General features: G+C 51.2%; 21 protein-coding genes and 5 pseudogenes. 11 read left to right on the top strand and 15 right to left on the bottom strand.

What is annotated here, in order from left to right; all coding sequences use genetic code 11:
- Window positions 1-7: 7 nt before the first annotated feature.
- The 3 genes and pseudogenes from QN215_RS03095 to QN215_RS03080 all read left to right on the top strand — a co-directional run.
- The gene (locus QN215_RS03095) at window positions 8-349 is read left to right on the top strand and encodes a hypothetical protein (protein WP_369344657.1); all 342 of its coding nucleotides are present in this window, start codon (window positions 8-10) and stop codon (window positions 347-349) included.
- Window positions 350-379: 30 nt separating this feature from the next.
- A pseudogene (locus QN215_RS10075) lies at window positions 380-882 on the top strand (recombinase family protein).
- Between the two features lie 184 nt (window positions 883-1,066).
- Window positions 1,067-1,573: pseudogene (locus QN215_RS03080) on the top strand (transposase); the annotation flags it as partial.
- A gap of 127 nt (window positions 1,574-1,700) precedes the next feature.
- On the opposite strand, the pseudogene QN215_RS03075 reads toward QN215_RS03080, so the two are convergent.
- Both QN215_RS03075 and QN215_RS03070 read right to left on the bottom strand, forming a co-directional pair.
- Window positions 1,701-2,031 (bottom strand): annotated as a pseudogene (locus tag QN215_RS03075) (recombinase family protein); the annotation flags it as partial.
- A gap of 12 nt (window positions 2,032-2,043) precedes the next feature.
- The gene (locus QN215_RS03070) at window positions 2,044-2,391 is read right to left on the bottom strand and encodes a hypothetical protein (RefSeq protein ID WP_369344656.1); all 348 of its coding nucleotides are present in this window, start codon (window positions 2,389-2,391) and stop codon (window positions 2,044-2,046) included.
- Window positions 2,392-2,479: 88 nt separating this feature from the next.
- On the opposite strand from QN215_RS03070, the gene QN215_RS03065 reads away from it, so the two are divergent.
- Window positions 2,480-2,716: a hypothetical protein gene (locus QN215_RS03065; protein WP_369344655.1), complete on the top strand. Its 237-nt coding sequence runs from the start codon at window positions 2,480-2,482 to the stop codon at window positions 2,714-2,716.
- A gap of 184 nt (window positions 2,717-2,900) precedes the next feature.
- Here QN215_RS03065 and QN215_RS03060 read toward each other — a convergent pair.
- The 6 genes and pseudogenes from QN215_RS03060 to QN215_RS03035 all read right to left on the bottom strand — a co-directional run.
- Window positions 2,901-3,215 (bottom strand): annotated as a pseudogene (locus QN215_RS03060) (pentapeptide repeat-containing protein); the annotation flags it as partial.
- Window positions 3,118-3,330 (bottom strand): annotated as a pseudogene (locus QN215_RS03055) (pentapeptide repeat-containing protein); the annotation flags it as partial. The pseudogenes QN215_RS03055 and QN215_RS03060, both read right to left, overlap by 98 nt.
- A 1,407-nt stretch (window positions 3,331-4,737) precedes the next feature.
- Window positions 4,738-5,577 (bottom strand): DsbA family protein, encoded by an 840-nt coding sequence (locus QN215_RS03050; RefSeq protein WP_369344654.1) that lies wholly within the window; start codon window positions 5,575-5,577, stop codon window positions 4,738-4,740.
- Window positions 5,578-5,713: 136 nt separating this feature from the next.
- Window positions 5,714-6,496, bottom strand: coding sequence for an ATP-binding cassette domain-containing protein (locus tag QN215_RS03045; RefSeq protein ID WP_369344653.1), 783 nt, complete (start codon window positions 6,494-6,496; stop codon window positions 5,714-5,716).
- 63 nt (window positions 6,497-6,559) lie between these two features.
- Window positions 6,560-7,234, bottom strand: a complete 675-nt coding sequence (locus QN215_RS03040) for a hypothetical protein (protein WP_369344354.1) — start codon at window positions 7,232-7,234, stop codon at window positions 6,560-6,562.
- A 61-nt stretch (window positions 7,235-7,295) separates the two neighbouring features.
- Window positions 7,296-7,820 carry an integrase core domain-containing protein gene (locus QN215_RS03035; protein ID WP_404978504.1) on the bottom strand — a complete coding sequence of 175 codons (525 nt, stop codon included), beginning with the start codon at window positions 7,818-7,820 and terminating at the stop codon, window positions 7,296-7,298.
- A gap of 304 nt (window positions 7,821-8,124) precedes the next feature.
- Between QN215_RS03035 and QN215_RS03030 the strand changes: the two genes are divergently transcribed.
- Window positions 8,125-9,732 (top strand): AIPR family protein, encoded by a 1,608-nt coding sequence (locus QN215_RS03030; protein WP_369344652.1) that lies wholly within the window; start codon window positions 8,125-8,127, stop codon window positions 9,730-9,732.
- Window positions 9,733-10,224: 492 nt separating this feature from the next.
- Here the strand turns inward: QN215_RS03030 and QN215_RS03025 are convergent, their stop codons facing one another.
- From QN215_RS03025 to QN215_RS03010, 4 genes are all read right to left on the bottom strand, one after another.
- Complete coding sequence (locus QN215_RS03025) at window positions 10,225-11,520, bottom strand: type II restriction enzyme (RefSeq protein ID WP_369344651.1); 1,296 nt, start codon at window positions 11,518-11,520, stop codon at window positions 10,225-10,227.
- Entirely contained in the window at window positions 11,513-12,340 is an 828-nt protein-coding gene (locus QN215_RS03020) for a DNA adenine methylase (RefSeq protein ID WP_369344650.1), read from the bottom strand. Before QN215_RS03020 ends, QN215_RS03025 begins: the two co-directional genes overlap by 8 nt.
- Window positions 12,341-13,605: 1,265 nt before the next feature.
- Window positions 13,606-13,932 carry a hypothetical protein gene (locus QN215_RS03015; protein WP_369344649.1) on the bottom strand — a complete coding sequence of 109 codons (327 nt, stop codon included), beginning with the start codon at window positions 13,930-13,932 and terminating at the stop codon, window positions 13,606-13,608.
- 630 nt (window positions 13,933-14,562) lie between these two features.
- Entirely contained in the window at window positions 14,563-15,192 is a 630-nt protein-coding gene (locus tag QN215_RS03010; protein ID WP_369344648.1) for a flavin reductase family protein, read from the bottom strand.
- Between the two features lie 66 nt (window positions 15,193-15,258).
- Between QN215_RS03010 and QN215_RS03005 the strand changes: the two genes are divergently transcribed.
- The 5 genes from QN215_RS03005 to QN215_RS02985 all read left to right on the top strand — a co-directional run bounded on the left by QN215_RS03005 (window position 15,259) and on the right by QN215_RS02985 (window position 21,944).
- Entirely contained in the window at window positions 15,259-16,017 is a 759-nt protein-coding gene (locus QN215_RS03005) for an ArsR/SmtB family transcription factor (protein ID WP_369344647.1), read from the top strand.
- Window positions 16,018-16,706: 689 nt separating this feature from the next.
- Window positions 16,707-18,476 carry a collagen binding domain-containing protein gene (locus QN215_RS03000; RefSeq protein WP_369344646.1) on the top strand — a complete coding sequence of 590 codons (1,770 nt, stop codon included), beginning with the start codon at window positions 16,707-16,709 and terminating at the stop codon, window positions 18,474-18,476.
- The gene (locus QN215_RS02995; RefSeq protein ID WP_369344645.1) at window positions 18,364-19,125 is read left to right on the top strand and encodes a SpaA isopeptide-forming pilin-related protein; all 762 of its coding nucleotides are present in this window, start codon (window positions 18,364-18,366) and stop codon (window positions 19,123-19,125) included. Before QN215_RS03000 ends, QN215_RS02995 begins: the two co-directional genes overlap by 113 nt.
- An 88-nt stretch (window positions 19,126-19,213) precedes the next feature.
- On the top strand, window positions 19,214-20,746 hold the full coding sequence (locus QN215_RS02990) for a SpaH/EbpB family LPXTG-anchored major pilin (protein ID WP_369344644.1): 1,533 nt from the start codon (window positions 19,214-19,216) through the stop codon (window positions 20,744-20,746).
- A gap of 241 nt (window positions 20,747-20,987) precedes the next feature.
- A complete protein-coding gene (locus tag QN215_RS02985; RefSeq protein WP_369344643.1) occupies window positions 20,988-21,944 on the top strand; it encodes a class C sortase in 957 nt (318 codons plus the stop codon).
- A gap of 136 nt (window positions 21,945-22,080) precedes the next feature.
- Here the strand turns inward: QN215_RS02985 and QN215_RS02980 are convergent, their stop codons facing one another.
- Window positions 22,081-22,401 (bottom strand): MazG nucleotide pyrophosphohydrolase domain-containing protein, encoded by a 321-nt coding sequence (locus QN215_RS02980; RefSeq protein WP_369344642.1) that lies wholly within the window; start codon window positions 22,399-22,401, stop codon window positions 22,081-22,083.
- A gap of 519 nt (window positions 22,402-22,920) precedes the next feature.
- On the opposite strand from QN215_RS02980, the gene QN215_RS02975 reads away from it, so the two are divergent.
- Window positions 22,921-23,682, top strand: a complete 762-nt coding sequence (locus tag QN215_RS02975; RefSeq protein ID WP_369344641.1) for an SDR family NAD(P)-dependent oxidoreductase — start codon at window positions 22,921-22,923, stop codon at window positions 23,680-23,682.
- Between the two features lie 796 nt (window positions 23,683-24,478).
- Here the strand turns inward: QN215_RS02975 and QN215_RS02970 are convergent.
- Complete coding sequence (locus tag QN215_RS02970; protein WP_369344640.1) at window positions 24,479-24,760, bottom strand: type II toxin-antitoxin system YafQ family toxin; 282 nt, start codon at window positions 24,758-24,760, stop codon at window positions 24,479-24,481.
- Window positions 24,753-25,010 (bottom strand): type II toxin-antitoxin system RelB/DinJ family antitoxin, encoded by a 258-nt coding sequence (locus tag QN215_RS02965; RefSeq protein WP_369344639.1) that lies wholly within the window; start codon window positions 25,008-25,010, stop codon window positions 24,753-24,755. Before QN215_RS02965 ends, QN215_RS02970 begins: the two co-directional genes overlap by 8 nt.
- Window positions 25,011-25,530 lie beyond the last annotated feature (520 nt).

Genomic DNA, 25,530 nt, shown 5'->3' with positions numbered 1-25,530 from the left:
AGGTCAGGTGAATCTGATGGCATTGCAGGACGAGACGTGGCAGTGGGATGATTCTCAGGCGGTGGAGAGTACCGGCGCTCAGGCTCAGGTCGAGGCCGAGCGCGATTTGATGGAGGCGGCCGGCACGGATAATGTTGCGGATGCCGTGGCTGTGCTGATGGGCAGGCCTCGCCTTGGGGACAGGCCCCGGGAGAAGAGCGTGCAAATTCATTTCAAGGCGTCCGAGTCGATGGCTGCGTTCGTGGACGAGCAGCGTGAACGTTCGGGACTGCGCAACAAGTCCGAGTATCTGCGCATGCTCATCGAGCAGGAGATGAAGCACCAGCACCACCGGTTGCAGGACGCCTGAGCGTGATCGTGGGTTATGCCAGGGTAAGGGTTGCAGACCGATGCCCTCGACAGTGCCGGATGTGAAAACGGCTGTTCACCGATCACGCGTCGGGCGCGAAGGCGCACCGTCCCGAACTCGACCATATGCTCGATGTGATCCGCGACGGAAACACCCTGGTCGTGTGGAAGCTCGACCGGCTTGGGCGTAGCGTGCAGAACCTCATGGATCTCATGGGTCTGCTGTAATCCAAGGGAATGGGGTTCAAAAGTCTGACGGAGAGCATGGACACCACCACGCCCGGCGGCGTGCTGATCTTCAACGTGTTCGCCGCGATGGCGCAGTTCGAACACGACCTCATCCGTGAACGCACCAGCGCAGGACTCCAGACAGTCAGAGCCAGGGGACACCTCGGCTGCAGGCCATCCAAGCTCCCTGAAAAGCAGCGCGGGCGCATCCGCGAACTCTATGCTGAGAGTAGTCTGACGGTGCAGGAGATAGCCGACCAGTACCACGTCAGCCGGAAAACCATCTACAGCGTCATCAAAGCATAACTAGTGAGTTATATAACTCACTATGCTCTGACGTCTGCGAGCCCCTTATGCCGAGCGAAACGAAGCATGGGACGATCCTCGGTTGCGTGACATGTCTTTGGGAATCTAAGCACCTTGTCGACGAGCCGGTCCAGCTGCTCGTGCGCCTACTGCTCTCGAATGCGTTCATGGACGGCGTGCGGATGGTGACCGGTGCGCCGGGCTGGTGAATACAGTCGGTGAATCGCTGCCCGAGGCTCGCTACCAACGCTGCATGGTGCACTCCATGCGCGGGCGTGCTCACCGGGATCTCCGCGACACATCCTGTGAGCCGCCGACGCGCTGAAGGCCGTGTTTGCTATGGAGCCACGCGTCTCGGCGCTGTCCAACGCCAAGACGGTTGCGGCCGAGATATAGTCCAGAAAACTCAAGGAGCAGCCAAGTGACTGCGCAAGGGCAACGGCGAGACAACCACGTACCCGTTGAGAGGCTTTCCGGTCGAACCCCCGGGCATATCCACATCAGCAACATGATTGAACGGCTCAACCGCGAGATGCGACGCAGGACCCACCTCGTGGGCGCGTTCCCGGATGGTAAATCTGCATTAATGCTTATCAGCGCAAGAATCCGCTATGTCATCGACAACGACTGGTCCACACGACGTTACCTTAACATGTCCCGCCTCGGCGACACCGTACAGGAGGAGAACTGAAAACGCACATAGACCGACAGAATCAAAAGTACGCAAACCACCAGGCACTACCATAAAACATGCGAAGGCTTGAATTAACATGAAGAAAAAGTTATGACCGTTGGGTGGAAAATTAAGGACTGTCATTCGCGGCGAACACGTTGAAGACGAGCACGCCTCCCGGCGTGGTGGCGTCCATGTTCTCCGTCAGACTTTTGAACCCCACTCCCCTTCCTTGCAGCAGGTTCATGAGATCCACGAGGTTCTGCACGCTACGCCCAAGCCGGTCGAGCTTCCACACGACGAGCATGTTCCCCTTGCGGATGGTGTCGAGCACATGGTCGAGTTCTGGCCGTTGCGCCTTCGCGCCCGACGCATGGTCGATGAACGGTCGTTCGCATCCGGCTCTGTCGAGCGCGTCGGTCTGCAACTGCTCGTTCTGCTCCAGGGTGGTTTACCCTGGCATAGCCGATAATCACCTGGGACCACCTCTATTGACGCAATCCGAGATACGTGATGAATGAGATGCCGTTTTTCTGTGTGAACCATATGACGACTCGATTAGGTTCATCGGCGCCCGGGAGATCGACCCACACAAAATGAAACAGTTTCCCTCCCTCCACCTTTCTACTTCCATCCTCTACGATGGTGTTAGCATCTATCTGAGAGAGTGTCACCGTGTAGGCATCAGCCAATCGTGGGTTGGTGCTCTTCACGAACTTGTATTCCTTGGCCGCATCCGGGCTGAATCTGAGATTGTTGAAGATCATGCCACCATCGTACCATGCGAATGCAGCATTGCTGCATTCGCACACTTGCTGATTGCGCGATTTCAGCATTTGTGCTACATTTCATGGTATGCACCGCTAGGTGGCACAAAGCAATCCAGGAATAGTAACAGCACACAGTACAAAAGGAAATGGCATCATGGGTACCAAGCAAAAGGAAAGGGCACCGAGAATTATACGTACCGACACACGCAACAAAATAAGTCTCGGGCCCGATGCGGCAGAATACTACGAAATCAAAAAAACCAGCGACGGATATCGATTAACGGAAATTGTTGACTTCGTCACCAAGAGAGACCGAGATCTCAAAGAAGATACAGCCTTCTGGGAACAAAATCTCGAAACACTCAACAAGGGCGAATTCGAACAGCTCTGAATAGCGAACCCGCACAGAGGGGCCGACCACTGCACAGTAGCCGGCCCTTCCGATGCCGCCTGTCCAACAGCACATGAATGGACAATAGATTCTTACCATTGATAAATAGACGGGTTAATTTACATATTTCATCCAGCACACTGCACCATAATTACATGGGCACGATTTGTATAAAAACCTTCGATTAATGGACAGTCGTATCCCGTTCATTCTGAGAAACATCAATCATGCTTTTATCCTTTGGCTTAAAATCAAACGGGAACTCTGTCTCTGTGTTGTAACTTGCACCCTCTAAGTGAGCACCCTCTAAGTGAGCATTCTCTGATTGAACACTTATGGAGTCAGCAGTCATGTAATTAGCATCCGTGAAGTGAGCACCCTCTAAGTGAGCACCCTCTAAGTGAGCACCCTCTAAGTGTGCACCCCCGAAGTGAGCACCCTCTAAGTGAGCACCCCCGAAGTGAGCACCCTCTAAGTGAGCACCCCCGAAATGAGCACCCTCGAAATGAGCAGTACAGAATGGGCCATCGTGTTCCTTTGTGGAACAGTTCAGACCACCCAAACAGAGACCATCCAGAGAAACTTCTCTGAAAGTGATATCGGGAGGTTTGAATGCCGTCGCCCTCTTCAACTCAGACACAACCCTGCGAAAATCCTTCGAACGGACATCATTGAAATGCCTTCTTTTCTCATCGCTTTCATTTATTTCGACTTCCAAAAACTGTATGGCTACGTTCCTATCAAAGGCGAGATCTGCAAGCCCCTGTACGTGTTCGCTCCAGCGCTTCGGTGCATCCTCGTGTCCCGTGATCTTCAATGAATCCTTGGTGAGCGTGGTCCATCCGCGAATGAGCCAGACGAGCTCACTGATGCCGGCAGCGCAGACCACTGCGTTCTGGGATTCCAGATGATCTATGGCGTCAGCCTGGTGGCCCATCAGCTCACTACTACGCGACCGCAGATCGATTTCCTCGGCTCTCTCTCGCGCCTGCTTCCCTTGCTCCTTGGAGTTGTTTCTGCCAAGTACACCAACGAACACGGTCGTGAACGCCGTCACCGAAATCTGCACCACCACACCGATATGCCTTGATAAGTGCCCGGAATTCCAGAGCACCCAAAAAGCCACTGCTTCAACCGCGACTACAGCCCCGACTATCCACCATCGAGAAACCCATTTCATAAACATCATTCAACCCTCCACCTTCTCTTACAACATCGCCCGAGACACATGAAAACCCCACCGCTACATGCAAAACCAGGTAAAAATCGCTGCTCCTACCCCCTCTCAGCATTCACCTATCCCCATAGGCAAGCGAATCAACGCCGTTTTTGATTCGTGCGCCAGGACAACGATTGAGCTGATCCAGCTCGACAGGTTCGGCCGGTAGCCCGAGAAGCACCACCGCAATCACCGCCGTCGCGGGAACCACGAACTCGCCGTCACCGGGTAGTCACCGGCCACACCATCTGCACGTAGGCGCGCCACCACCCACATCAATCGACTCTTTCTACAGGATGCTGCCGCATGGCTGTTGCTATTCTTTATCACTTCATTCCTTTTAAACCTTCGATTAATGGAACGTCACGGTAAAGTATTTGCTGGCTGCAGCCCCAGCCCTTTCATTTCGTCTTTAGTTAACTCATAAGGATATGGTTTATAGAATCCCGTTACATCTTGACCTGAAGAGACTTCTTAGGGCCAATACTCAATTACTTGGGCATTCTGAAACTGCGTCCTGATGGTATCTTCAATGCTTTCTCGAGCATTGACAAGACTCTCCCCCTCCCCATTACTGACTATCGCATATCGGTGATTGTTAAATGTCTTCCACACTTCACATACGTATTAATTACCGTCTTTGATTTTGATAGTGGCATCGCTAGTTAGCGTAGGAGATGGAATGCTTCTTTTCCCGTTGGAAGGATCTATAAGGTGCTGATTCACTGGTGCTCCTCCTTAAATATCAACATCTACTATCCCGCCCTAGTTGTTCCGTCATTGGGCTGTTTATTGGGCTTGGTCAGCTTGGCGTTCCGTTGGCCCCTATGATTGGTTTGATGGAGGCGCTGCCGATATTCTCCGGTGCCAGACCAAGGCTTTTCAAGAACGTTTCAGGGAGCGTCGAGAGTTCCACCGCAGGGATCGGCCAGTTCTTATGGTTGATTCTCAGCAGGGGCGTGGCGAAACTGCCACGGTCGGGATCCTGCAATGCTTTTCTTGATACCGTATACGTAGTGGCAGCATCGACCCACTGCCGGTATTCTCCCGATACGGCCTTGCGTGCCAGTGCGGCATCCATGCCTGCATGGATGGCCTGGTTCGCTATCTTGTCATCGCCCGTGGGAACATAGCGCGTTTCGTCAGGCTGATACCCCGGTTCGAACAAGGCACCCATGAACGCAACGGCATGTCGAGGGTCGTGCTCGGCGACATACGCCAGGGCGGAAGACGCCCTGGTCGAATAGCTGTCACTGGACGCCCTGTCCAGGAAGGCAATCAGATGCAGTTCGACGCTAACCTGCCCCGATTGAACCAACCGCAGCAACGTGGGGTTCAGGGCACGATCCACCTGTCCGCAGGCAGGACACATGGGATCAATGTAAACCTCAACGGTAGGTGCATCGGCGACATGCCCATGGCCGTTGACCGAAACGGGTATGCCACCCTCGTCCGTTGCGCTCCCGGATTTAGTGCCGACCTGCTGAAGCTCATCGAAGGAACTCGTCTGAACATGTTCGGCACGCCGATGGGACAGATACACAGCAACCCCGGCACCCATGATGATCAGCACAACAACGGCAACGACGAGCAGACCTATAACCGTCTGAATCCTACGCTCACGATTCACAGCAACACCCATATCAAATCCCAACATCCCGAACATCACCAAGACTGACCGGCAACAGCCACCACAGCAATACGGCAGAGCACCAAATACACCACACCAAGCGATACCGTACACCACATAACAAAACAGACGTCTAACACTCCTTCGTTTATTTGATGGTGGTGGCTGTGTCGTGGGTGAGTCCGAAGTCGGTGTGGGTGGCTTGCCTTCCCAGGGTGGCGGCTTTCTTGAACGCGTCGAAGTCGGCGAAGTCATGGGTCATGCGATCCAGGGCGATGCGCTTGTCGTCGAGGACGATGATCCGGTCGGCCACCTTCCAGCAGTAGTCCAGATCATGCGTGACCGTCACCAGCGTGCGACCATCCCCGCGCAGCTGGCCGACGCAGTCGAGCAGCAGGCTGCGCGTCAGCGGATCAATCGAATTCGTCGGCTCGTCCAGCAGAATGAGACGCGGGTCGAACAGCAGTCCAGCCACCAGGCCGGCACGCTTGCGCAGTCCCGAAGACAGTTCGTCGACCCGCTTGTCCAGATGCTCCGCCAAACCGAACGCCACGACCAGCCGCTCCCTATCAAGATGCTCCATGCCAGGCGTCGGCCGGGCAGGCCCCTGCCCCGAGAACAGGAGATCACGGAACCGGATGTTGTCGCGCACGCTCATCGAATCGATCAGATTGCTGCGCTCGGTCAGCTCGAACACCTCACGCACCGAGGCAATAAGCTTCCCGTTGATCACGGCCCGACCCTTGGAAGGCCGAAGCAGGCCGACGATCAGATTCAGCAGGGTCGTCTTGCCCACCCCGTTATATCCCAGTATCGCCAGCGACTGCCCCGCAGGCACCCTGAAATCGACGTCCTCCAGCACACTGCCGGCCTTGCGATAGCCGAACCACACATGCTCCACCGCGACAGCCACATCCCCATCAACACTCACAGCAACCCCCTTCGCCTACAACGCCCAACACGCTTGCACACACGCCAGCACCAATCCCCCACGCTACAAATCCACGACCGTCCGGGGATACATGCGATTCAGGCGAACCACCGTCACCACCATGCCAGCAGCCGCAAGCAGCAGCGGCAGCGCCACGCACACGCCATACAGCACCAGCGTGCCGTTGATCCCACCGATAAACGCCAATCCTATGAACAGCAGCATGATGATAATCTGCACGAAATTCAGACTGTTCTGCTTGCCATGCGCCCGCTCGGGGACGGTACCCATGCAGAACGGCAACAGCGGCAGGGTGCCAGCCGCCAGCATCGAGAAACCGATCGCCACACCAGGTATCACCCCAGTGGTGAGCACGCCGGCATACCACAGATACAGCAAATCCAATATCACACCGCCGAACGTGAACACCACCGGCAGCACCATCTTCGACAGCAGATACCTCCACATGCCCATGCCAGCCAGATGCACCGACACCACCACACCGGAAGCCACATCCTCCAACACCGCAGCCACCGCAAGAGACGCCGGAACATACGCCATATAGGAACCGCAAGCAACGAAAATCATAGCCATAAGAAGTAAGGTGTCATGGCCAAAAGGAAACGCCATCGCGAACCCCGCCTGCATCAGAATCACCATGATCGGCACGGCCACGATCATGGCCCACCTCGTGGGCCTGTTATAGAAACGCCAGTCACGAAAAACGATGGCCTTCATTGCAACACTTCCCCAGTATTGGACACCCTGCAAGAAATACGCCCCCAGTATAACCCCGCCGCTACAAGCACCAGCACCAGCACCGAAGCATCAACCCACAAGAAAAACAAGACCAGGCGTGCAGCCAAAAAGGAAACAAACAATGTGATATGAACTGGGGTTTGTTCGCACTGTTTTGTTGGTTTTTGGGAACGATTGATGTCGCCTGGTGTTGATGATACTGGGTTTCGACCTCGTCTGGCGTCTGGTTGCCGAGTCGCTCGTGCAGGCGCTGACCGTTACGCCAGGACACCCGTTGGAAGGTGGCTTGCTCCAGCGCACGCACGGAATCGAACGGCTTGAGTCGCCTGACCAATTCCGTCTTGCAGGCGCCGTTGATGGTTTCGGCCAGCGCGTTGCCATAGGAATCGCCCCACCGTTGCTGCGACTCAACTCCGCAACCTCTCACCGCAGCGACTCCGCGGCAACACACAGTTCTCCTGGCCATGCCCTGCAACGCCTTCGTCTCCGACGTATAATTTTCCAGCGACTCGGACAACAGCCTGAAAGCCCGATCCTTGAACTCATCACTATATCTCGTACTCATGATTCCACCATCTCCAATTCAAGGTGTAATCAGGAACAACACCCAGTCCACATAATTGACAGTCAAAGAATGGTTGAGAGGTGCAACAGTTTTATTGGCTCGAAGAACTTTCGCATCGGTTAACATCTGCGCATCGGTTTAGTAAACATACTCTTGTTATATTTTAGGTATGGCAAATCTAAACGATTAGAAATTAGTAAATCAGCGAGCACTAATCTGGTATCGCTCATTCAAAGAAGAAAACCCGTCGTTCAACGACGACCACCTTGCCGAACAAGAAAAGGCTCGAATTGGTTTTTACTTTATGGGCATCTCCCTTGTAACAGGGGAAAACAGTATTGATCTTCTCGCAGACTCAATTATTGATTCGAGTTATTGCAATATTGTCGAGAATTCCTCTGCTGAAGACGGGGGAATAGACGCGGTATTTGTTGACGACACCTCGAATCACTTTTATCTTTTCAACTTCAAATATAGGGATAAAAAACCTGGAAAGCAGCATGAATCTGACATAGCATATCCTTTTTTACATTCTCTCAATGGCGGAGAAAACAATTTCTCAGGGAAGGTGGCCGAAAAATTTCAGTATATCAAAAAACTGTTAGATTCAAACACCATATGGCAGGGAAGCTTTATTCAGATTAGTAATGATTTTCAACCACTTCTTGGTAATTCAGGAAGTGCAAGAACTCTGGAACCCACAGCTTTCCTCTCCACATTCCCCTTCCTAACAGAAGAACCTAGAAGTATAGTGCTTGATGATTTCTTAGAGGAAGATAAGAGTGCTGACAACAACAATGCGACTATTACAATAGGTGCGGAAAAAGTCATACCTTATAAAGAAGATATTCGAATTTCTGACAATAATTTTGTCGTCATCCTCTCACTCTTTGACTTGTTGAGAATAACTTCAGACAAAAAAGAACTTCGAAATGACGTCCAATTCGATGATTCTCAGATACTAAGCAAAACGCACGTTGATGTCTCCGTACTCGACGCAAATGTCAGAGGCTGGTTAGGTCCAAGGAAAAAATTCCATAAAAAGGTATTTGAAACATTGGATAATGAACCTTCTAAATTCTTTATCTATAATAACGGAATCACAATGGTCGCGGAACGGGTAGTTTCTAAAAAATTTAATAAGGATAAGTTCCAGATTAAACTAGAAAACTTTCAAATTGTGAATGGCGGACAGACAATTAGAAATTTATCTGAATGGATTCATAATCAAAACAGTTCGACTAATTCTGATCAAGTAAACATTTTAGTACGGATTTTTGAGACTGGAGGCGATAAGAAATTAGCAAATGATATTGCTCGTTACACTAACAGCCAAAGCGCAGTCAATGCGCAAGATTTAAAATCTGTAGATACTGCGCAAGTGAAAATCAGAGAGTATTTATTTAATAAACAAATAAACTATATTCGAAAACGCGGAGATTATACTGAAAAAATCAATGTTAATTTTAAGCAGACTATAACAAAAGAGGAACTTGCAGGGGCCTTATATACCTTAAAAGGACGGCCGGAAATAGCGATTGGAAGCGCAGGCCGACTATTTGAGGATGCTAATTACGATGAGATATTTGGAGCAAAGAATGAAAAGGAGGATAACTATGACCTTGCGTCACTCCCTGAGCTGATCACTGCATATTTATCATATAAAAACGCCGTCAAAGCCTCAGGACACGGGACTTCAAGAGCACATATTTTGTACGGTTTGTTTCTACGTGAACAACAAAAGAACTGCCACAAAAAGCCAGCATCACCTGAAAGCAATATTAAGATAGTGCAAAAAGTAATTGACATGATGTCAGGAGACTCCTCTTCGTTGGTCAATCGCCCATGGATGCGAGACGACTTTAAGCAGCAATTGCTAGACCAAGCAAAGCTAGGTGATCCAAAAAAGTAAAAAGGTATGTTGCTCAATGAACCAAATCGGCTAGCTAGTGACCACTGCATTTGTGTCACATTACGACAAAGGTTTCTTGATAACGCCCGGTTTCTTGAAAAGAGCAAAACAGATTAGCTTTATGAGGTGAATCTTACAAGAGTCGAAATGAAAGGCCGGATAAGAAAAGCATTTAACAGTGGCGTTGAGCCCTCTATGCTAATTATCCGGTCTTGCTCAACTTAGTTCATTAGCTGCACTATCTGCACGCTTTGCACCAAGATTGATTTCTTATATTATTATCTCCCATATCCCGGTAGCCAAAATCGCTAAGAGGTTTTTCCTGACCACAGTTTGGACAAGTCCTCGTTGGTTCATGATGGTTGTACCCTTGTGTCTGAAGTTTTGGTATATTGTCGTTTGTCATTCTTCGTCCCCTTGAATATTGCGATACTAACTTCAATTTGAAATATAGGCGTTAATACTCTCGGTCTTTAAAAAGCAAACAGATTTTCATTCATCGTTTTCGGTAGGCAGCATCGAAATCCAGCGAAGCCACCCCAGAACGCTTGATGCTCGACGGTTGAGAGTTTCACCTGGCGCACATACGTTATATGTCAACATTTTTTCCTTAACTTCTGCCCTAGACGGAAGCTCGCCACACTCGAAAATCGATGCAAGGAAATCGTGAAATATTTGATGTCTGATGATAAGTCTTACAAGCTCCAACCTACGATCACGAATTTTTTTCAGCATCAGTTTTTGCCCAAGAACCGTGAGCTGAGAACCGTGGCCGTGGCCTGCATTCTCTATAATCTCAAGATACTTGCCCGCGGAAGCATAATAGGAAGATTGTCTGATATCGAATTCCATGTATAGCGCAATGTCTGCGGCAGTCATCGTCTTTGCCTTAGACATCTTTTCGATAAGAGAAATCAATCTTGGAAAATGATCTGCTTGGATGAATGGAATGGGTGTTTGATCCTGATTATCATCCGTCACTGGTCGTGTGTTGTCCCATAACTTGTGCAAGTCATCCCAAGTTATGGCTGAAGACTGGAAGGAATAATTAGCTTGCCGCAAAAGCCGAATCGAAGAATAGTTTTCGGGATCATCGAATGAATATTCAAACAAATGATATGTTGAGTCAACATACTGTGAGAAAACAAGCCGTATGTTTTTCTTGACCTTACCCTGCCACAATCGATATGGAAAGTATAATTGTCGGACATGGAAATCAGGATGTGGAACATTCTTTGCTTCCATGATGACTATAGAATCATCATTCTCAAAACCACCATCAATTTCAAGCTGCGCACTATTAACATTGACTCTTTTACTTCCACCGTGGACTAGATCAACATCGAAAGAAAACTGTTTGGTCCCCATCCGTCCATTGAATGTCTCAACTGTTCTATCCGCGCGCAGAAAATCATCTAAAATTCCAGTAATATTCATTGCATTAATGGCATTTGACTCCGAAGTCAAATCGTCAAAATCTATGGTTTCAAGATTCGGAGTATTCACAAACTGCACTTTATCGTCTAAATCTTCCGGAAACTTTTGATACAGCTGAAAGTCTGAAACTTCATACGAAGACCGCGAGATAGGTAGAATATTCAAATTACGTCTAGACAGTTGGGAAGGAAGATCCTCGCTCGAGTCCCACTTTGCCATCAGTCGCGGCTCACGAAATTGCTTGATCGTCGCCGCGTCAAGAACAGAGAAGCCATCACGTTGAATGTCTTCTTCAATATTGTACGAGCCAAACAATCGCTCCCAAGCAGCATTAGCCTTACTATCAGCCATGAATCAACACCTCCGAAATTGCACCACGCCTATTCGCCTTGGAATTGATGGCACGCGTGGCATTCACTGTTAAAATTTCGTATTCTTTATACAACTCACGAATTTCTGGCGTATCTGAATTCGATTCGAGAAAATGAATGCCCTTCGATGCCAAAACATCACACTGCTCCTTTAACCTCAGCTGCTCGTCAAAATCAAAGCCACCTTCTGTATAACCAGTAAAGGCAGAAGATGAAGATATGGGCATATAAGGCGGATCGAAATATACGAATGCACCTTTTCGAAGGCCCTTCAGCGCACAAGCATAGTCACCGCTCATAAGTCTGACGTTTTTGGACAAGTACTTCGACAAAGCCCGGATAGCCGGTTCATTTACAATTGCCGGATGTTTATACCTGCCATATGGGGAATTGAATTGGCCCGCCGCATTTACACGGTACAAACCGTTATAGCAAGTTTTATTCAAATAAATGACACGTGCAGCATGCTCAACACGTGACAGCTCTGCAAATCCCTGTTTACGATCTTCGGATCGAAGACTATAGAAATAGTCTGAACTGTTTCTTTGGGCATGAATTTTCAACAGATCAAGAAGCTCGTCAGGATGATCACGTACGCAAACGTACACATTCATGAGCTCTTCATTGTAATCGTTAATGATTGCCTTTTGGGGCTGGAGGCTAAGCAGCACTGCGCCACCACCGACAAAAGGTTCAACATATGTCGAGCATTCAGGAATCCGAGGGATTATCTCATCAAGAAGCTGACGCTTACCACCAACCCACTTCAAAATTGGCTTAAGTAAAACGTTCTTCTCCATAAGTGGTTCAACCCTCTTTCGCTAAGATAAAGAGTATTAAATCTCCTCGACCAGTGCACGGCATATCCGGGTACTTTACAATTGATTCTGACATACCTACCAAGAATCATAACTGCAGCTGCGATGCGTCGGTAGTTCCTTCTTTCATATAAGAGAGTCCATAAGTAACAGTGAATGACAGTTGACGAATGTCTACGAGGGAACCATATGTTTAGCTTATAACAAGGCCGAAGGAAACATACCAACGCCAGAAAAGTCAATTCAAAGTGGACTGGGTTTTGTTCAACAAGGATATTTTTACGTCATAGTTCCAGTTACCTTGCATTCGATTCCAATCCTGATGCTTCCGAATTTAGAGAATTTCACGATTGAAGCTTTTAGATGGCTGCTTGCCAATATTCGTTACCCCCATTTCAAAACATTGTATCCAGCCGTTAATCGGCGTGAGAACATATGTGAAAACGCATACTATGAGCTCCGTTATCCATTGATTCCAACGCAAGAACCCGGGCCTGCTGAAAATGATGTAAGAGATCGTTGACAGTTTCTGTTCTTCGACAGTGATGCACGATTCCTGTTCTTGCTTTCAACCCACAGTTATCCAAACCGCGGCATGGCTAAACGCCATTACCTCAATGATCCTCACACCCATGCAGAATCCCACGCATATGCTTCTGGTTAGGGCACACAATATAAGCTCAGAGCCGTGACGACTATTGATATGCGCTGTAGCGTATGAACCAAAATCAAAAGATATATTGATGGAGTCAATAAATTCTCGATGGGTAGCCGCCATGAACGATGCGGTAGATGGTGCGGCCGATGGCGAAGACGGTGGCGAAGACCATACCCAGAGTTTTCGCACTCGATCTTGACTGCGAGCGCCGGCAAATCATCAACTTTTAGCCCTGTTTGATCGCCTACTTCGAGTTTTGTTGCCTTTTTCGAGTTATAGGGGCTAAAAACACTGAAATCAGGACTTGCTTTAGCCAATATTGATGCTTACTACTTGAAAAAGGCAACAAAACTCGAAAGCTTCAACTTGAAACCTACATTATGACCTTCCAGTTGCCAAAATTCATCGAGAAATCCTCCTCGGAGGTGAGGAATTGTTTGACTTTGTTCGACTGTGATCGACTCTGTTAGATTCTCAACAAATCCGTCGCGTCTGGAATGCACAATCAGCCACCGATACGCAAGAACTGCTTGCGACTAACGAGTGACCGGTGAACGGCCTTCATAACTCACCTTGCCAAGCACGCCACTTAGACGTTGGCGAGCCCATGCTTGTGATGGTGCAGGTATTCGCTGAGCGCAAGTCGTATGACTTCGCTCGCCGTGGTTCGCTCGGCATGAACATACCGCTCAAGCTCAGAATTGAGTTCGTATGGCAGACGCATCTGCCGACGCGGACTACTACCCACACCGGTCGCCTGCTGATGCCCGAGCGAGGGGCGTCCGACCATTCGCAGCGTCTGCTCAGCAACACGATCGGCCTCGTCAATGTTGAGAGTGACACCAGAATCGACCGGCCCGTCGGATTCCACCCAATCGCTTAGCGCTTTCAATTCCTGCTCCGCAAGCTTGCTCATCGTGCATCCCCTTCCAAAAACCTTCTAAACTTGTCGCGTAATTGCATGCAATGGAACACCACCACATCACGCGGTGGATCGATATACGTCATGACCTCGATCAGCTGACCGTTGCACGCGGGACCTATCCATAACGTAGGATCCGCCTTCCGCGAGACGCGCGAGCGGCCAAATTGCGTTTTCACAAGACGCTTGTAGCGTCATGGCGTGAATCACGTCATCCTCGGTAAACCCATGTTTACCGGCACTATCTGTAAATACGACCGCCATCCCATATATTGTAGTACAATATTTATCTCAGCGCAATTAGCTGCCCATCGACTTGCCATGGGACAGCTCGGACTGCAGCAATAATCGGATTTTCTTGAACAATCTGATGCAAGACCCCCTAAGCACCCTAAGCACCCCCCACAGTGGAAGACCACAAAACAACGCAATTTCGCACAACGCAATGCCCAGGCCTTGAGAAAGTTCATTACCGTTCGTCACACATACAGCGTCTGCCCCTTTGCCCGGTAGTTCGCGCCACCTTCATCACCTTCATCACCTTGCAGGGAACGCCAAAATACACGCCTTCTGAGTAAGTGTCGATGTCAACCACGCCAGCAATCCACGCTGAAGCAGCATTACTCATCGCGCTGCCGTGGGTGTCTCGGTGATTGCGCTTTCCCCGATCTGCGGGGCGAGCGTGTGATAGTGGCGGAAATTGTATATCAGCGGCTTCCACGCGGTTGGATCGATATGCGACGTGCCCGCCACCACGATAGCCGGATCGGCATGCACCCGCAGCACATGCGCCTGGACAAGCAGGAAACCATGCCCCACATCCTCCTCGCAATGGACCACCTTCACCTCTATCTGCAGCCTGCATTCGCGAACGCCCTCGCACGAGACCAGATCGCACGGCTCAGGGGTAAGCCCCACCGCCGAAAACTTGTCCCTCACCCGCATGCTGCCATGCCCATGCTGACTCCGCGCATGATCGACCCCGGTCATGTCGCCAAGACGCTCGACCTGCGCGAAGAGTTCCGGCCCCGGCAGGCTGAGCACGGCCTGCCCTCTCGCGGCAAGGTTCTCAGCCGTGCGACTGCCAAGACCCATGCCAAGAACGATCGTGTCACCCAACGCCCACGAACTGCTCATCGGAGCGATGTTCGTAGACCCGTCGGGATTCGTGGTGCTCAGCAGAACGACGGTGTTGCCATAGTAGAGCATGCCGGGATGGACGACGACATGCGTGCCTGATGATTTCATGTTCATGCACCAAGCATCGCACGCGAACACTTCCACCCACATGGAAGCGTCGGCGAGGTACCCTAGACATCCGTGTGCACATTCGATACCGGAAGCGACATCGCCCGCCTCGCCTCGACCCTTGCCGACCCCACCCGCGCGAACGTCTGCACGGCGCTCATGGACGGCTGCGCATGGACATCAAGCGAACTGGCAAGGCTGACAGGAGTCAGCCCCCAGGCCATGACATCATGCCTCTCCAAGCTGGAAGAATCACACCTGATCACACGAATGAGCCAGGGCAGGCACCGCTACGTCACACTCTCCGGCGAACACGCGGCACAGATCGTCGAATTCATGGGAACCATGACACCAGCCACACCGAGTCGGGCAATCGGATACAGGCAGGTCCGAGCCGACCAACGTCTCCGATACGCCCGAACCTGCTACAACCACATCGCCGGCCACCTGGCAATCCTCATCACCACAGCAATGCAGACGCGTGGACTCATAGACCTCCAGGACGATTCAATCCGCCTGACCGACAAGGGCACTCTCTGGTTCGCCGACAACGGCATGCCCGAATCCCAGCTACGCAAGGCACCGCGCATCAAGGGCTGCCTCGACTGGACCGAACGACGCATGCACATCGGCGGCAGTGCAGGAAGCGCACTGTGCTCGCACCTCATGAACCTCAACGCCATACGCCCAGACACGCCAAGAAGAGCGCTCCACGTCACCACCACAGGAAAACGCTGGCTCGCGAACCAACTCGACATCAACCTCGACATCAACCTCGACATCAACCTCGACATCAACGAAGACGCCCTCCGCGAAACACAACAACCATAATCACCATATCAACAGACGCACTATAGGCCTTGCCCTCATGAGTCTCTCATGTAGAAGTTCTACAGAAACGCTTGGCTAGACAACCGTCACCAAGGCAGGCATATGCCTGGCACACATTATCGTGCATGAGAACACGCAACCGTGTATGCCAACGAGCCATGCGTCCCTCCAGCTCCGGCAAGAACCGCCCGAGCACTCTCCGACATCCGAGCACTCTCCGACATCCGAGTACTCGAGTATTCCAGTATTCGAGCGTTCAAACGTTCAAGCAAACATCGGACACAGAGCTACCGCAGGCTCCAATGCGTGACCCCTGTCGGTCACGCATCTACAGGGTTTTCAGGACACCTTTCTGTCTGATGGAACTGCCATGACAGTCCAAAATATTTACAAATAGTAAGGTCTACTTGTTAATGAAAAATGATCAGCAAAACTATGGATTTGAAGTAAGTCAAGTAGAAATATATTTATGATCCTGCGATGATCTGCATTGCGCGACGAATGCATCAAAAATGCACTTTTTAAGCCCATAATTTCACTGTGTAAATAGTGAGTATCGCCCTTATTTCCGGCTACAACTACCCAAACTTTCAGTATACAAAAGCTTGTTATACCATACTTAGTGGTTTAGGGGAATACCATGTGGGGATGGGGGCAACATGCCGCATGCAAGAAATCGCCAAGATGTCTTGGGGAAAAGAATTTTTCGGCTGATTCTGGTTCTAGGAATTGCCTTCGGATTGACAGTGCCATTGGTACAGATCGCACCCAAGCAGGCTCAGGCAGCCAATCAAACGGTCTTTACCTGTGCACCTGGTTACATTTACTCGCAAAAGAGTAACGGATCTGTATATTCAGCCGGAGATAGCAACACACTTCCGGCTTGGTCATCGATAGATAATTTCAATGACGTTAATGGCATCAGCATTGGTACCGATGGTTCGAGCGCATACGCATACCAGCGTTCCAATGACCATTCCGGCATTGATACGCTTCTGCAATATACGCCATCGAGTGGTTGGACTGCAATTGACGATTCCGACTACTCGACAGGTCTGAATGGATCGCTCGTAACTGGAGCAGTGGATCTTTCGACAGGGAATTATCTATTTGGTGGGTACGATACAAGGTATTCTTATTATGGTCAATCAACCTCGTTCAAGCTCTTCGAATATGTCGTTGCCTCGCATACCTATCTACAGCTTGGATCTTTCTCGGTTGACAACATAACTTCTAACGGAGATATGGCGTTCGACGCCGCAGGCAACCTCTACGTCGTACAGAGTGGCAACCAAACTAACATCTATTCGATAACTGCAGCCGACGTCAAGTCAGCGGAAAGCGCCGAAGATGCAAACCACCAGATTCCTGCTACCAAGGTTTCACAACTGCAAGGATCTTCTACAGTAATATCCAACGTCAATGGAGTCGCATTCGACTCGGACGGCACAATCTATCTTGGCAATGGCACAACACTCGCCCGATATGATCCTTCAACCTGGCAGCAGATTGGGGCGAACAAGAATATTCCCGGTGGATCGAGCACCGATCTGGCGAGCTGCAACTCTCCTTCAACGCTGACTGTCAGGAAGAATCTTCCCAACGGTCGTGCCTTGACGAATGACCAATTCACCTTGTCTGTTGCAGAGGGAACGAAACCCCTGTCCAGCGCAACGACACGAGGGAGCGCATCCGGCATCCAGAGTGATGAGCTCGGACCCATGCCAGTAGTTGCAAACACCGCATACAACTTCTCTGAGGCCATGGCCTCCGGCTCCGACAGTGCCTTGAGCAGCTATACGGCCACATGGTCATGTACCAACGCCAATGGCATGGTCATATCAAACGGTGCAGGATCGTCAGGTTCAGTGACCATACCGATTCAGACCGGTAAAGGTGCGGCGATCACCTGCACCATTACCAACACGCCCGTAAGCAATGGGAGCGTCACCTGGTCAAAAGTTGATGAAAACAACGTACCGTTGGCCGGTTCGACATGGTCGCTTGTTGGACCAATCAATGGGAATTCGACCACACGAACGGTTACGGACTGCGTTGCGAACGATGCAAGCGGATGCTCGGACAGTCTCGACAAGGATCCAGCTGCGGGCAAGTTCAACGTGACCGGTCTACCGTACGGAAATTATAATCTTACGGAGACTGCGGCACCTTCCGGCTACCAGCTTTGCCACGACTCATCCTTTCACCATCAACAGTGCGACACCGGTGAACGTGGGGAATATCCAGAATGTTTCCATCCCCAAGGCGACGGTGAGCATCAAAAAGGTAATACAGGAGGTGAACGGCACACAGGAACCTGGCGCCGGTTGGAAAATGTTGTCGAACTTGGCAACAAGATCTTCCACGGACATTTCCATGTTCGGCGGCGCGACCAACATAACCAATACGAGTGGCAGCGTCCCGTCTCCTTGGACCATTGCTTTCGGCAATGCTACTGAGAGCGCGAGCATCAATGTTGGCGAAACACCGCAGACTGGCTACACGTTCCTGAGTGGTTCATGCGTGACAAGCCTGAATGGCACATCGACCACGATCAATCTCAACGGGTCGTCTGCCTCGTCAAATCTCATCCAAGGAATCGCGCCAGGCAGTAACGTTGTCTGCACCTTCATCAACAGAGAGCAGCCCGGAAGCGTTTCTTGGAGCAAGACTGCCGAAAACGGGGCTCCTCTTGCTGGATCCGAATGGACGATAACAGGTCCAGGCACCGGAACTTCGGCACAGAAACTCGTGGTGAAGGATTGCGTCGCCGTCGGCCAGTGTGCAGGAACCAACGATACGGATCCCACACCTGGGAGTTTCAAGGTCGCCAATCTGAGCTGGGGCGATTACAGCATCCGTGAAACCCAGGCTCCCGCCGGATATGTCACTGACTTATCAACGGAACACGATTTTACAATTTCGGCGGATTCACTAGATCAAAACTTCACGGTACCTATCACCAACCACCAGCAGTCAATGCCTTCACTGCCGCTCACCGGCGGGCAAAGCACTGATTTCTATCTGCTTGGCGGGTCTTTGATAATGATTCTTTCCTTCGGCATTGGCTATGTCATGCGTAGGAGAAGGGGAAGTTCCGTCCGCTGAACTGACATGCCTTGCTTTGTCTTGGCATCAGGCGAATGGAAGTAATACAAGGTTTCTCATTTACTAGGGGAATTCGAAAGGAATGGAAATGAGTACACAATCGGGGAACAAGTTCTGGCTGCGCAAAATTGCAGCGGCCGCCGGAGCTCTTGCATTAGGAGTGGCTGGTCTGGCCGGTCTGGCTCAGACTGCACAAGCTGACGAGAATATTCCTGTGACCGGAGTTGGCAACATCAACCCAGGCACTGCAACGTCGCTGACCATCCATAAGTTTGACGGGGCGCAGGGCAATGCTGGCGACGGCACGGTCCAGGACACTTCCAAGATGGGCAATCCTCTGCAAGGCGTCGAGTTCACAGTCACGCCAGTAACATACAAGGGCGCCACCAAGATCGATCTTGATACCGAGGCTGGCTGGGATGCCATCAACGGCATTCAGGCAACCGACGTCACCGGAAGCAACAGCGCATATACACAGGACAGCGCCAATGCCACGAAAATTACGACCGATGCGAGCGGCACAGCAACTGAAAGCTTGCCCCATGGTCTCTATCTCGTGCAGGAGACCGGTTCCGGAAACAACAACATCGTCTCTTCAGTGGCTCCATTCCTGGTGACACTTCCACTCCCTCAGGGCAGCGGCAACTGGCTGTACGACGTCAACGTCTACCCGAAGAACCAGGTTCTGAACGCTCCTCAGAAGACTATCAACAGCGATTCGGATCAGAAGGGTCTGAAGGTCGGTGACACGGTTCAGTGGACCATCACGCAGTCCGTGCCGAGACTGAACGCAGGTGACTCATACAATTCTGCATCAATCTGGGATGTAATGCCCACAGATGGCAGCCTCGCATACGATGCCACTGCTTCCCTGACATTGAATGGAGCAGCATTGTCCGAGGGCACTGACTACACAATCGACCCCGCAGGAACAACCTGGACGCTTACATCAACAGGCCTTGGCAAGATCAAGGCAGGCGACACACTGGCCGTGACCTTTACCACGAAGGTTTTGAAGGTCACCAAGGATGGCAGCATCGCCAACCCAGGTTCTTCCACTGGCACGCCAGGATACGGCTCGGAATTCAACGGACACAAGGTTCCAGGAAATCCAACCCCATACACCTATTGGGGCCAGCTTGCAGTCACCAAGGTTGACGAAAACAAGAACGTGCTCAAGGGTGCAACCTTCCAGGTAACTGCGAAGACAGCAGCGTCCTGCCCAGCTACCGTCCCATCCGACGGCGTTGTCTCAACCGGAACTTCCGACGGCAATGGAATCGTGCAGTGGGATGCGACATCCCCAGCATCCTCGCCATTGGGCCTGTTCGTTGCCAACAGCAACAATGGTCCTTTGCAATCCCCATCCAAGGACTACTGCCTGTACGAAACTGCGGCACCTGCAGGATACATCGCTGCAGCCGTCCAGACGGTGACCATCACGGCTGGAACGGATAACCTCAATACCGTTACCGTCACCGATGTGCAGCAAGGTCATCCAACGCTGCCATTGACTGGTGCGCAGGGCATCGTGCTGATGAGCGTAGTCGGCATCGTACTGATCGCAGCTGGTGGCACGCTCTACGTGGTTTCACGTCGTCGCGCAAGCCAGAACCAATGACATGCATCGCTCAGCCATTAGTCTGACATAGACTGTCGTGGCATCTGGGTGGGTGGGAAGAATTCTTCTCACCCACCCATTCTTATGTATTCGTGTGGCATTCATCGAGACGCTCTCTACGGGTGAATGCCCTATTGCAACTGCAAGCGTGACGTTTGCATGACTGTGGGATGGAACGATGTTACGTAAAAACTTTTATCGCAGACTCTTCGCTCGCAACAAAGACAGCCGTTCATCGACAATGCGTTCCAGGAAACCCGTGAATGCGCCGCAGGGTCCCTCTTCCGCTCACGCAACCAGGAAGACATGGCATTTCCAGTGGTATGCATTCATTCCGGCTCTGCTCGTTCTGGTAGGGCTATTCGTTCTGACCTATCCTTCGACCGCAAGCTGGTTTTCGCAATATGACGAGTCAAGACTGATAGATGCGAATATCCAGCAGATCAAGTCCGGGAACGTGTCGCCATCGATCAAACAGCAGCTCGCACAGGCGCATGCCTATAATGACGCGCTTTCCGCTGGTGCAATCCTCGAAGCGAACCATCGCATACCGACAGGTTCGGGCACGAGCACCGACCCCAACGCAGAGCTTGACTACAACAAGATTCTTGTAGATCCCACGGGCATGATGGCAAGAATCCGCATCCCTTCGATCCGACTTGATCTCCCCATCTATCACGGCACTTCCGATGCAGTGCTTCAAAAAGGCATCGGTCATCTTGAAGGCACGAGCCTACCGGTCGGCGGGAAGGGCACCCATGCCGTCTTGGCCGGGCACAGGGGTCTTGCTACTGCAACCCTGTTCACGAACCTTGACAAAGTAAAGAAGGGCAACACATTCACCATCGAAGTCCTCGGAGAGACCCTCACATACAAGGTATTCGAAATAGCGGTCGTCGATCCCGGAGATACGGCAGCGCTCAAGGCATTTCCAGGCAAGGATCTGGTCACGCTGGTGACCTGCACGCCATTGGGGATCAACTCCCAGCGCATACTCGTCACAGGCGAACGGGTAAATCCAACCCCGAAAGCAGAACTCCAGAACTCTGGCAAACAACCCGACATACCCGGATTCCCGTGGTGGGCAGTCATACAGGGAAGCGCAATACTCCTGGCAGCACTGTTCGTGTGGCGTTCAGGAATCGTCAATAATCGAGCCACAAGCATCCCGGACATACGCGGAAAACATATGAAGTAAGTCACTGCGCACAAACCCGCGCACAATCTCAATACAGAATCACAATATAGGCGACTCTGAGGCTATTCTGCACAATATTCTGCACAATATTCTGCGTTTTGGATGTACGAAACACTGACGATACTTTCCGATAGGTCTACTTTTCGCTGAACCGTTCACGAAGCTTGCTTTCGCTTGCCTGAATCAGCTCATCAGGAGAATAACCGTACGTATCAGCCAGAATAAGCACATTGTCGAAGACATCAGCAAGCTCCTCAAGGATGTGGGCCTGCTGCTCCGATTCGGTCCGAACGCGTTCATGCGGGTGATCGCGCCCTATCTCATAGGCACGAACCGCCTGAGACAACTCCCCCAGCTCCTCGGTGAGAAATGCCAGCCTAATAAATGGCGGATACGCATACCACCCTCGACTCGTATAGAAGTCCCTGAGCCACAGCGCATGATCAGCAATATTCATAAGTCAAACCCCTAATACAACCATGAACCGATGCTAATGACTATAGACACGAGTCCAGATCGTTATGCCCCGAGGACGACCAGACAGCCAAGGTTTGAGAACTGGTTGTTCATGAAAAAATCACCTGTCTCGTTCAGAACACACTGCTGTTAACGATACGCTGGTGCTCATAGCGTGCCGTTGGCTCAACCGGTTCAACCGGTTCCAATAGACACTGCAATTCTTTGGACTCGTTCATGTGGCTCTGTGCGTCTCGTTGAACAGCAGCATGATATGACCAGCGACAGCCAGGAGCAGGCTGAAGACCTCTATGCTCAGCCACGGCAAATCGCGCTGCTTTATATTGCGCGTATATGACAGGAATGCCGATGCGGTCTCTTTGCTCTGTCAAGTGCGAAACGAAATACTCTATCAGAGATGTGAAGGATTCTTGTCCACCACACGGAGTGCTGTGAATAGAGAGAAACATTCATCAATCGGCACCAAGCTGGTTGCCATCGACAAGCAAGGGAGAAACGCATGAATTCAACAGTTGTTATTACGGGTGCAGCCTCGGGCATCGGTTTGAGCGCGTCGAAGCAGTTCTTGGCACAGGGTTGGAATGTGATGATGGCCGATTTCAACAACGACTTGGGCCAGAAGGTCTATAAGGAGCTTTCAGAACAGTACTCCCCCAAGCAAGTCGCCTTCGCACCCTGCGACGTGTCAAACGCGCAGTCCGTCGATGACTTGGCACAGGCTGCACACCAAGCATTCGACCATGTTGACAGCGTGATCAACAATGCCGGAATCTTTGTCAAGGGCGCGGTCCACGAGATCGATGAGCAGGCATGGGATCGCGTGATGGCGACCGACGTGAAGTCGATATATCTGACAACCAAGGCATTCGTGCCCGAAATGATCGAACGCAAGTCAGGAACAATCGTCAACACATCCTCGATATCCGGGCTTCAGGGCGATTACAACATGGCCGTTTATAACGCAGCAAAGGGAGCGGTCGCCAACCTGGTACGAGCCATGGCGCTTGATTATGGCAAATATGGCATCCGCGTCAACAACGTAAACCCCGGACCGACCATGACTCCGATGTTCAAGCGCAACCCGCAGTCAGTGATTGACGAGTTCATACAGGCAAGTCCACTCAGGAAGCTAGTGCAGCCAGAAGATGTCGCCCGCACCATGTTCTTCCTGGCTTCCGAGGAATCAGCTCCGATGACCGGAGAAAACATCCCAGTCGCTGCAGGCTTCGCAATCCACAGCGGTCAGCCAGTGCAAGACTAAGCAACGAAAGCTTCTAGGCTTTGATTGCATAGGAAAGGGCTTTGAGCGGATGCGATTCTCTATTTAGCCCTTGCCGTACTCAAGGAGCCGCTGAGCAAATTTGGTAGGATTCAAGGTTCAATCGCGTATCCCGTACCATACATTCCAATCCGATCACGGTCGAACGGTGCATCAGCATGTTTTATATCGCTTCCCCTATCAACCCGTGCCGAATCTTCGGACTGTCCAAATAAGCAGATTGCCATATGGGCCATGATTGCCGCTTTGCAAGACCGAGTGGACGAGTTGCCCAGATAGCAGCCAGCTTTGGGTGTGAATTCTGGGATGGCAACCCTTGCATCCTTCCAAATTGCTCCGAAACAGCGTTTCAAAACCTTTTAGGCGTCAGAAATGGGTCATGCGCATGCTCTTTTATGGGCACATGCTGTGTTTTGTTGCCTTTTTTCGGGATTCCTTGCGAATAGCCTCCCCTCGCGATGTTATAAAGCCATTTCTATGGCACTAAAGCCTACTCTTGAAAAGAAAGGCAACAAAACTCGTATCCGGTCTGCGAAATCCGCGTGGAAAGTGCAAAACTCGCGGTGTGCGCCTCGGTACTTGCCACGACTATGCCGTTTGTTGATCGGGCGAAATTCCGGATTTAGTTCTAGAAATCATTGGAAACATTGAGGTCTGAGCAACCACCCATTACCTCTACCACCATTTTTATCACCCAGCAGGGGTCTTCCTTTCTTCCAATTCAGAGGCTTATTGACTTGCCAGCCAGCGCCTCTGAACCGTAGCGAGGATACGTCTGCTAAGACAGCGCTTCGTCGTGACTCCCGGTGCGCGCCAGAGTGAGCATGAGCCGCTTGCCGTCAATCCTGTATACCAGCAGCCAGTCTCCCTCGATGTGCAATTCACGATACGAAGACAGCTGCCCCTGAAGCCCATGATCCCGGTAGCGAGTCACGAGCGTTTGCACGTCGTAGCATTGCAACACATCAAGCACCGCATCTAGCTTGCTCATATCATAATGCTTGCGTTTAAGCCTCTTCACATCCCGGATGAAGCGCGTGGTGTAATCGAACTCATACACGGGCGATGATGGCCTTCATATCCTCGGCAGTGCCCCCATGCAAGACCGGTTCACTCTCGGTCTCCAGCACAGAACGGTCGAAAGGGGTCAGCCTTGACGGTCGGAAAGGAAGACCTTCATCGGCGACGGCCTGTGCCAGGAACATGTTGATGGCCGTGCCGGTATCAAGCCCCAAGTCATGGAACAAGCGGTCAGCCTTCGCTTTGAGCTGCGCATCCGTACGCACTTGAATACGAGCCGTAGCCGCCATAACGACACCCCCACTCTAGGTAATCCAAAACAACTCCAACAATACTCCAAAGTGAGCATTATCGGAATATGTTCCATCAGAAAACACTACTGCTCGCATTCAAGGCAATCAAGACAAGCACATCGTGGGGTCAAAAAAACGAATCGTCTTCAAATGTTTTGAACACGACACGCATTTTTCACCTATCCGACGGTAGTGGCCACTGCCGGTTTGAGGGACACCCCCCATCTAGAGTGCATCCATACTGGGCGGACAACAATCGTAAGCATCGTGTGAATGTCGTGCGTGTGATGCTTCATGTACCGACAGATGTCGTGCGTTCACAGCGCTCGCAGACGATTAACCTGCCTGTGCTGTCTGCGTGAGGTAGCACATGAACCCATGTCGTGGTCAGTGAATCGGATAACGTTTTATCCCTATACTCATCACCTTTAATCCCTTGCCGGACAACGTGTTCAGATATATCAATGGAGCGTTACCGGTACAATTATGTTTTTCTTGTTGAAAAGCCAACAGATAC

The organism is Bifidobacterium sp. WK041_4_12, from assembly GCF_041080795.1.
Lineage (GTDB): Bacteria > Actinomycetota > Actinomycetes > Actinomycetales > Bifidobacteriaceae > Bombiscardovia > Bombiscardovia aquikefiricola.
The sequence above is the reverse complement of the archived record's forward strand: the minus strand, read 5'-3'. Positions and strand labels throughout refer to the sequence as shown.

Bases quoted from the DNA above. Each gene is read 5' to 3' on its own strand.
- QN215_RS03010 (WP_369344648.1), bottom strand. From the start codon at position 15,192: ATGAACATGAAATCATCAGGCACGCATGTCGTCGTCCATCCCGGCATG.
- QN215_RS03035 (WP_404978504.1), bottom strand. From the start codon at position 7,820: ATGAGTACGAGATATAGTGATGAGTTCAAGGATCGGGCTTTCAGGCTG.
- QN215_RS03015 (WP_369344649.1), bottom strand. From the start codon at position 13,932: ATGAGCAAGCTTGCGGAGCAGGAATTGAAAGCGCTAAGCGATTGGGTG.
- QN215_RS03020 (WP_369344650.1), bottom strand. From the start codon at position 12,340: ATGGAGAAGAACGTTTTACTTAAGCCAATTTTGAAGTGGGTTGGTGGT.
- QN215_RS02985 (WP_369344643.1), top strand. From the start codon at position 20,988: ATGCGTTCCAGGAAACCCGTGAATGCGCCGCAGGGTCCCTCTTCCGCT.
- QN215_RS03040 (WP_369344354.1), bottom strand. From the start codon at position 7,234: ATGAAGGCCATCGTTTTTCGTGACTGGCGTTTCTATAACAGGCCCACG.
- QN215_RS02990 (WP_369344644.1), top strand. From the start codon at position 19,214: ATGAGTACACAATCGGGGAACAAGTTCTGGCTGCGCAAAATTGCAGCG.
- QN215_RS03050 (WP_369344654.1), bottom strand. From the start codon at position 5,577: ATGGGTGTTGCTGTGAATCGTGAGCGTAGGATTCAGACGGTTATAGGT.
- QN215_RS02965 (WP_369344639.1), bottom strand. From the start codon at position 25,010: ATGGCGGCTACGGCTCGTATTCAAGTGCGTACGGATGCGCAGCTCAAA.
- QN215_RS03030 (WP_369344652.1), top strand. From the start codon at position 8,125: ATGGGCATCTCCCTTGTAACAGGGGAAAACAGTATTGATCTTCTCGCA.
- QN215_RS03070 (WP_369344656.1), bottom strand. From the start codon at position 2,391: ATGCTGAAATCGCGCAATCAGCAAGTGTGCGAATGCAGCAATGCTGCA.
- QN215_RS02980 (WP_369344642.1), bottom strand. From the start codon at position 22,401: ATGAATATTGCTGATCATGCGCTGTGGCTCAGGGACTTCTATACGAGT.
- QN215_RS02975 (WP_369344641.1), top strand. From the start codon at position 22,921: ATGAATTCAACAGTTGTTATTACGGGTGCAGCCTCGGGCATCGGTTTG.
- QN215_RS03065 (WP_369344655.1), top strand. From the start codon at position 2,480: ATGGGTACCAAGCAAAAGGAAAGGGCACCGAGAATTATACGTACCGAC.
- QN215_RS03025 (WP_369344651.1), bottom strand. From the start codon at position 11,520: ATGGCTGATAGTAAGGCTAATGCTGCTTGGGAGCGATTGTTTGGCTCG.